The sequence below is a fragment of the Virgibacillus salarius genome, from assembly GCF_039521925.1.
GTDB classification, from domain to species: Bacteria; Bacillota; Bacilli; order Bacillales; family Amphibacillaceae; genus Virgibacillus; species Virgibacillus salarius.
In genome coordinates this window covers 1-5453 of the sequence record NZ_BAAACY010000139.1, presented here as the reverse complement: position 1 = coordinate 5453, position 5453 = coordinate 1, and the positions used below count along the sequence as shown (strand labels likewise).

At 37.5% G+C, this 5453-nt stretch carries 8 protein-coding genes and 1 pseudogene; 1 reads left to right on the top strand and 8 read right to left on the bottom strand.

What is annotated here, in order from left to right; genetic code table 11:
* Positions 1-187: 187 nt before the first annotated feature.
* The gene (locus ABDZ84_RS17080) at positions 188-619 is read right to left on the bottom strand and encodes a pyridoxamine 5'-phosphate oxidase family protein (RefSeq protein ID WP_026679572.1); all 432 of its coding nucleotides are present in this window, start codon (positions 617-619) and stop codon (positions 188-190) included.
* Positions 620-948: 329 nt separating this feature from the next.
* Positions 949-1473, bottom strand: coding sequence for a DUF2254 family protein (locus tag ABDZ84_RS17075; protein ID WP_343782368.1), 525 nt, complete (start codon positions 1471-1473; stop codon positions 949-951).
* 44 nt (positions 1474-1517) lie between these two features.
* Here ABDZ84_RS17075 and ABDZ84_RS17070 point away from each other — a divergent pair, with 44 nt between their 5' ends.
* Positions 1518-1730 carry a hypothetical protein gene (locus ABDZ84_RS17070; protein ID WP_162986318.1) on the top strand — a complete coding sequence of 71 codons (213 nt, stop codon included), beginning with the start codon at positions 1518-1520 and terminating at the stop codon, positions 1728-1730.
* Between the two features lie 111 nt (positions 1731-1841).
* Here ABDZ84_RS17070 and ABDZ84_RS17065 read toward each other — a convergent pair.
* The 6 genes and pseudogenes from ABDZ84_RS17065 to ABDZ84_RS17040 all read right to left on the bottom strand — a co-directional run.
* Positions 1842-2006 (bottom strand): annotated as a pseudogene (locus ABDZ84_RS17065) (carbohydrate kinase family protein); the annotation flags it as partial.
* A 125-nt stretch (positions 2007-2131) separates the two neighbouring features.
* Positions 2132-2812, bottom strand: coding sequence for a ribose-5-phosphate isomerase RpiA (gene rpiA / locus ABDZ84_RS17060; protein ID WP_281949937.1), 681 nt, complete (start codon positions 2810-2812; stop codon positions 2132-2134).
* 179 nt (positions 2813-2991) lie between these two features.
* A complete protein-coding gene (locus ABDZ84_RS17055; RefSeq protein ID WP_343782365.1) occupies positions 2992-3621 on the bottom strand; it encodes a bifunctional 4-hydroxy-2-oxoglutarate aldolase/2-dehydro-3-deoxy-phosphogluconate aldolase in 630 nt (209 codons plus the stop codon).
* 134 nt (positions 3622-3755) lie between these two features.
* Complete coding sequence (locus ABDZ84_RS17050; RefSeq protein WP_228089190.1) at positions 3756-3953, bottom strand: phosphoheptose isomerase family protein; 198 nt, start codon at positions 3951-3953, stop codon at positions 3756-3758.
* Positions 3947-4132, bottom strand: a complete 186-nt coding sequence (locus ABDZ84_RS17045) for a phosphoheptose isomerase family protein (protein ID WP_026679567.1) — start codon at positions 4130-4132, stop codon at positions 3947-3949. The genes ABDZ84_RS17050 and ABDZ84_RS17045 overlap by 7 nt, the downstream gene beginning before the upstream one ends.
* A gap of 12 nt (positions 4133-4144) precedes the next feature.
* The gene (locus tag ABDZ84_RS17040; RefSeq protein WP_121604064.1) at positions 4145-5149 is read right to left on the bottom strand and encodes a LacI family DNA-binding transcriptional regulator; all 1005 of its coding nucleotides are present in this window, start codon (positions 5147-5149) and stop codon (positions 4145-4147) included.
* Between the last annotated feature and the right edge of the window lie 304 nt (positions 5150-5453).

Here is a 5453-nt window from a genome sequence, read left to right as displayed (position 1 = left end):
GTTAGTTGAGGCCGTGCCCACGGAAAGCGAAGTAATTAGTCGGAGCATTGCCAATATACATCTAACATTCAAAATAACTACTTGGCTTAACGCAGTCATTACACTGATTTTATACTTTCTTAACTTATAAAAAAAAGACTTCGTAGCATCCAAGAGAACGAGAAATTTAACAAATCCCAAACGCTTTTTATTCTGAATCTATTTCTAATTCTTTTGGACGTTCTCCTTTTTTATTCATCAAACGAATGTGTAACGGTTTAATCTCTAATATGGTTAGATTTGGATCGTCTGGTCCATCAAACCATACTTTCATTTGCTCATTCCAAATCTGCTTTTTTAGGTCAGGGGAATTATTAAAGGAAACCTTACCTTCGTATTCTACATAGGAATCACCGAATCCCTCACCGTCATAACCCAAAATAATATGCGTATATGGGTTTTCTTCTATATCTTCTGTCTTGTCTGTTTGCTTACTCGTTGGTGTATATAGAGATAGGTTTTCATGAAAAAAAGTCATATACCTTGAATGTGGCATCTTGTTTTTTACCGTTGCCATCGTACCAACAAAGCTGTTGTCTAAAATATGCTCAATATCTTGTTTTATTTTATGCTGACTCACACTTTTACACTCCTTTTTGTTTCTGCTATAGATATTATTCCTTAGTTACAAAATCTTAAACAGGGAGAAGATCAAATCTGTAATAGAACGGCAGAAAGAACTTCTCATTTACTTCGCATGTATGATAAAAACGTTATATTTCTGGCTAGCCCTTTAAATGAGATTGGATATATTCATACCCTTGTTTATTTCCAGTAATCTCAGCTAGTTTATATACATTTTTTAGCAACAACTTCCGGTCAAGCTCGAAAATAAATTCTGTATAAATATGATCTATTGTATTTCTTGCAAATTCCCATATCACTTGATGGTGTTATTCATTTATGGACTCAGCCAACCGTGCTAAAGCTGCGATTATATCCGTAATAACTGGGTAGGTTTTTTTGTGAATAGTGCCGAATAATTCCCAACCCTTGATAAAGATGATATTCAAAGTTATCAACACCTAGTAATAGACGTACCTGGTGATTATTATCCATTAAGTACGGCGAAAACGTGGTACGTTGTTCTAAATATAGCAGTAGGTCTGTTACTTGGTATATTGTATTGGAAGCTGTTTTTGGATCATCGTTACCAATTGATTTTATTGCTATCTCAGCAAGCTTATTTAATCCAAATTTCAAATCTTGAATCTCGGTTTCTTTGTGTCCAATACGAATAAGCTGTATATACTTTGATTCATCAATAGCTCCTGCACCAGGGCCCCAATAAGAAAAACTACCAACACGTACTTCCATCTTCAACAAAATGTTGTCTTTCTGTGCCTCCTCAATTAGTTCATTGAAAAGTATAAGTTGAACATAACCAGATAAAGGTGTTGATACAGTATGTAGTTCTTTTCTATATGTTTCCATTAGATTCCCTGGCTATTGCTGGAAGTGGGGGACTTACCAGTTATATGGATAAAAAAATAGCTGCCGATATATGCTCTCGGCAGCTTAAAAAGCCATTCAACGTCCCCTCGTTTTCTATACAACGAGAGATTGCACTACATTTCATGTTAGCTTCTTTTTACTTTGCAATAGCTAATGTATCCTTAATCGTAATATCGGAAGAGAAGGCCATGACTGTTGTGTTATCTGCATCAGCGTCAGATGCAAGCCCTGTCTAATACTTTCCAGCATCACAGGTTTTTATATCGCTAAAATTGTCTTATATTGAACTACCTTCACCTCACGCTTCATCGTCCAATACGCTCGACTTCACTTAGTCGTTGTTGCACTTATTCATAATATGGCACTCCTTCATTATCACCAATCAAGCCAACTACCATGGAACAAAACGTATTAGCAAAATGAAGCGTTCTAGCTAGTTCCCAGCCGTGCAACAGTCCATATAGTATACCTGCATTAAAGCCATCGCCTGCGCCAACCGGATCCACTACCTTTGAAGGACTTAAAGGTGTTTACAAATTTTATTGAACCTGTTGATCATGGATTGAAAACAATCATCGCCTCACCTAAGGTAATCACTTCATTCATGCTAATTCCTCCAAACGACTCTTCCATCTAATTATCCCCGGTGTCGTGTATCAATAATGCCGTTCTTAGCAGCAATAACCATATCTGTCATATTTACAAACAAACCAGTTTCTACAACACCTACCGTTTGTTTTAATTGCTCATGTAATTGTTCTGGTTGTTCGATAAGATCAAACTGGCAATCAAGAATATAATTATGGTTGTCAGAAATAAAAACGTCCTGATCACTTTTTCTTAGTTTTGGGTTACACCCAAATGCCGCGATTCTTTCCGCTGTCTTTTCCCAACCAAACGGGACAACTTCCACTGGCAATGGAAAACTCCCTAGATGTGTAACCATTTTTGAATAATCGACGATAATAATCAGCTTAGTGGCTGCTACATCGATAATTTTTTCCCGAACAAGTGAACCTCCCCCACCTTTTGTTAATTGCAATGAGCTATTGACCTCATCTGCGCCATCAATTGCTAGATCAATCTTAGTTGCTTTAGAAAATCCAATTAATGGTATTCCAAGCTTTCTAGCAAGCTTTTCTGTTTTTACAGATGAAGGAATGCCTTTTACATCCATGCCTTCTTTAATTCTCTTTGCTAGTGCTTCCAACATATAATTTACCGTCGATCCAGACCCAAGTCCTATCGTCATCCCAGTCTGAATGTATTTGACTGCTGCTTCTGCTGCTAATTGTTTATCCTCAATTGAGCTACTCAATGGTAAATCACTCCTTTAACTAAACAAATTAGGTATAAAGTGAAACTTCCTTCCGTGGGAGGGTTGTTTATCTCCCACGGATGGTTAGTACCACAAGGTTATGACCTAAACGCCTTTGAACCAATCGGACATTTACTGCCAGTTATATGCGGGATAAACAACCCCTTCCAACGCTAAAGCTAGTACGCTGCTTTTCTACTATACTGTCTAGCTATTTCTGTTAATTGTTGATAATCCTCGGGACTTTTTAGCCGCTGAACGTTTACCAGGTTACTGCCTATGCCTACCGCCTTACTTCCTTTATCCAGATACGCATTCATATTATCTAGTGTTATTCCCCCTGTAACCATTGCTTCTACATGCGGAAGTGGGCCAAGGATATTTTTAACATAATCGGGACCGAATGTATCAGCTGGAAAGATTTTAACCATCTTCGCCCCATGCTCATAGGCAGTAATAATTTCTGTGGGAGTTAACACACCAGGTATAGTAAGCAATCCATATCGATTCGTTAGTTTGAGCGTCTCTGTATTTAAGGTTGGCGATACAATGAATGCTGCACCAGCAAGCATTACTGCCCTTGCTGTTTCTGGATCAAGTACAGTTCCTGCTCCAATGCATACATCCTGTTTCATATGTTCTACTGCTTTCGCAATTACATTAGCTACATTAGGGGTTTCTGCTGTAATCTCAACAGCTTTCACCCCCCCTGCAGACAATGCTTTTAATATCGGTACAATGTTATCTTCGTTTGCTTTACGAATAACCGCTACAACTTTGGTATCTTTAATAATATCTATTGGATTCATTATTTTATCCCCTCTTTACTCTAAATTTGCGTGCCTTTGATTTAATTCTTTAATCTGATCCTTCGGTAGATGTTGCAATATATAAGCAATTACAGCATCTAGCAACAGATGAGCAGGTTGATCAAATTGACTACCTAACGGTTGAATAGTTGAAGGCTCGGGTGGCAACCTTTTTTAGTAGCAGCTGGAACCTTCACGACACATTGACTCAACGTTGCAATTGCCGATTGTTTATTTGTCGTAACCAAGGCTATTTTCGCTTCAATTGCTTTGGCCTTTTCGGCAAAGTACGTAAGCGTACCTGTGCTTCCGGATCCGGATAAAATCAGCAACAAATCATTCGCATCGAAAATATCTTACCAATGAAGCCAGATCGTCCTGTGTCAGCAACAAAAATTCGATTTGCTTTTTGGAGTTCTCCAGCTAAATTTATGCCTTCCTCTGTTTTTACACGGTGTAATCCTTCTGATACTTCCGATGCAATCGTATTAATCGTTCTTTTTATAAACATCCTTCCTTTCAGCTAGCATGATTCCCTGTCTATTAATTGAGGTGAAAAACGGTAAACCTGAGCTGCTGTTCCTTGATCTTCTTGATTTATTTGCTTAAAAAGCAATTGTGCAGCTTTTTTTCCCATTTTAAATGCAGGCTGGGAAATTGTCGTTAGCGTTGGATAATAGAACGAAGCAAACGATACATCATCAATCCCAATAATCGCCAAATCATTCGGAATATTCACATGATGATCCTTCGCGTATTGTAAAATCTCAAATAACACACGATCATTCAAAGCTAGCAGAGCCTCAGGTGGATCTGACAACGAAAGCATTTGTTGAATAATCATTTGCATGTCAGTAAATGCTCCACTTGCTAAATATTCTGGTTGAAATGATAGATTGTATTTTGCTAATGCTGTCTTATATCCTTGAATTCTTTCCAGTCTTGGTGTTACAGGCATATCTATCAGTGGAGAAATCATTCCTATTTTTTTATAACCAGCCTTAACAAATTGATCTACAGCTAATTCAGATGCTCGTTTATTATCTAATAAAACAGCATCCATATGAATTCCCGGCACTAGTCTATCCATAAATACGAAAGGATATCTTTCATCAAGCAGTCCTTGATATAACTCCATATTTTCTCCCGTAGGAAAAGCTATAATACCATCAACCTGCTTTGCACGAAGCATTTCAATATAGCGTTTTTCCTTTACAGGATCATCATCTGCATTACATACGATTACGTGAAAGTTTGATTCGTGACAAAAATCCTCAATTGCACGAATAACCTGTGTGGAAAAAACATGGAGAATATTTGCAACGATGACCCCAATTGTCTTTGTTGATTTCTGCTTTAAACTACGAGCAATAATATTTGGACGATAACCTAGTTCAGTAACAGCTGTCTCAATGCGCTTTTTCGTTTCTTCCCCCATATAGTCATATCGTTTATTTAAAAACTGAGATACCGTGCTTTTAGAAACATTAGCATGTGCTGCTACATCAGCAATTGTAATTTTTTTCATTTTATTCTCCTTATCCAATTACTAAATCGGTTTAGTAAATCGGTTTATTTCAAGTATAAATGAACTGAAAGCGGTTTACAAGATAAAATGAAACTTCCATCAGTAGGGAGCTTACTACCAGTTATATGCGGGATAAAAAGAGGTTGGGACAAAACACAACTTCTTTACTCAAAATACGAATGATCAAGTTATCACGCCGCACCGTGAAAATATACGCTCTTTCCGCGGGCACGGCCCATAGCCGTCAAGTTAAGCAGGATATTTTAAAAACCATAAAGTTATTCGTTATTCTGACATTATAAAT

Excerpts from the sequence above, each read along its gene's own strand:
- ABDZ84_RS17070 (WP_162986318.1), top strand. The coding sequence starts at position 1,518 with ATGGATAAAAAAATAGCTGCCGATATATGCTCTCGGCAGCTTAAAAAG.
- ABDZ84_RS17075 (WP_343782368.1), bottom strand. The coding sequence starts at position 1,473 with ATGGAAACATATAGAAAAGAACTACATACTGTATCAACACCTTTATCT.
- ABDZ84_RS17045 (WP_026679567.1), bottom strand. The coding sequence starts at position 4,132 with ATGTTTATAAAAAGAACGATTAATACGATTGCATCGGAAGTATCAGAA.
- ABDZ84_RS17055 (WP_343782365.1), bottom strand. The coding sequence starts at position 3,621 with ATGAATCCAATAGATATTATTAAAGATACCAAAGTTGTAGCGGTTATT.
- ABDZ84_RS17040 (WP_121604064.1), bottom strand. The coding sequence starts at position 5,149 with ATGAAAAAAATTACAATTGCTGATGTAGCAGCACATGCTAATGTTTCT.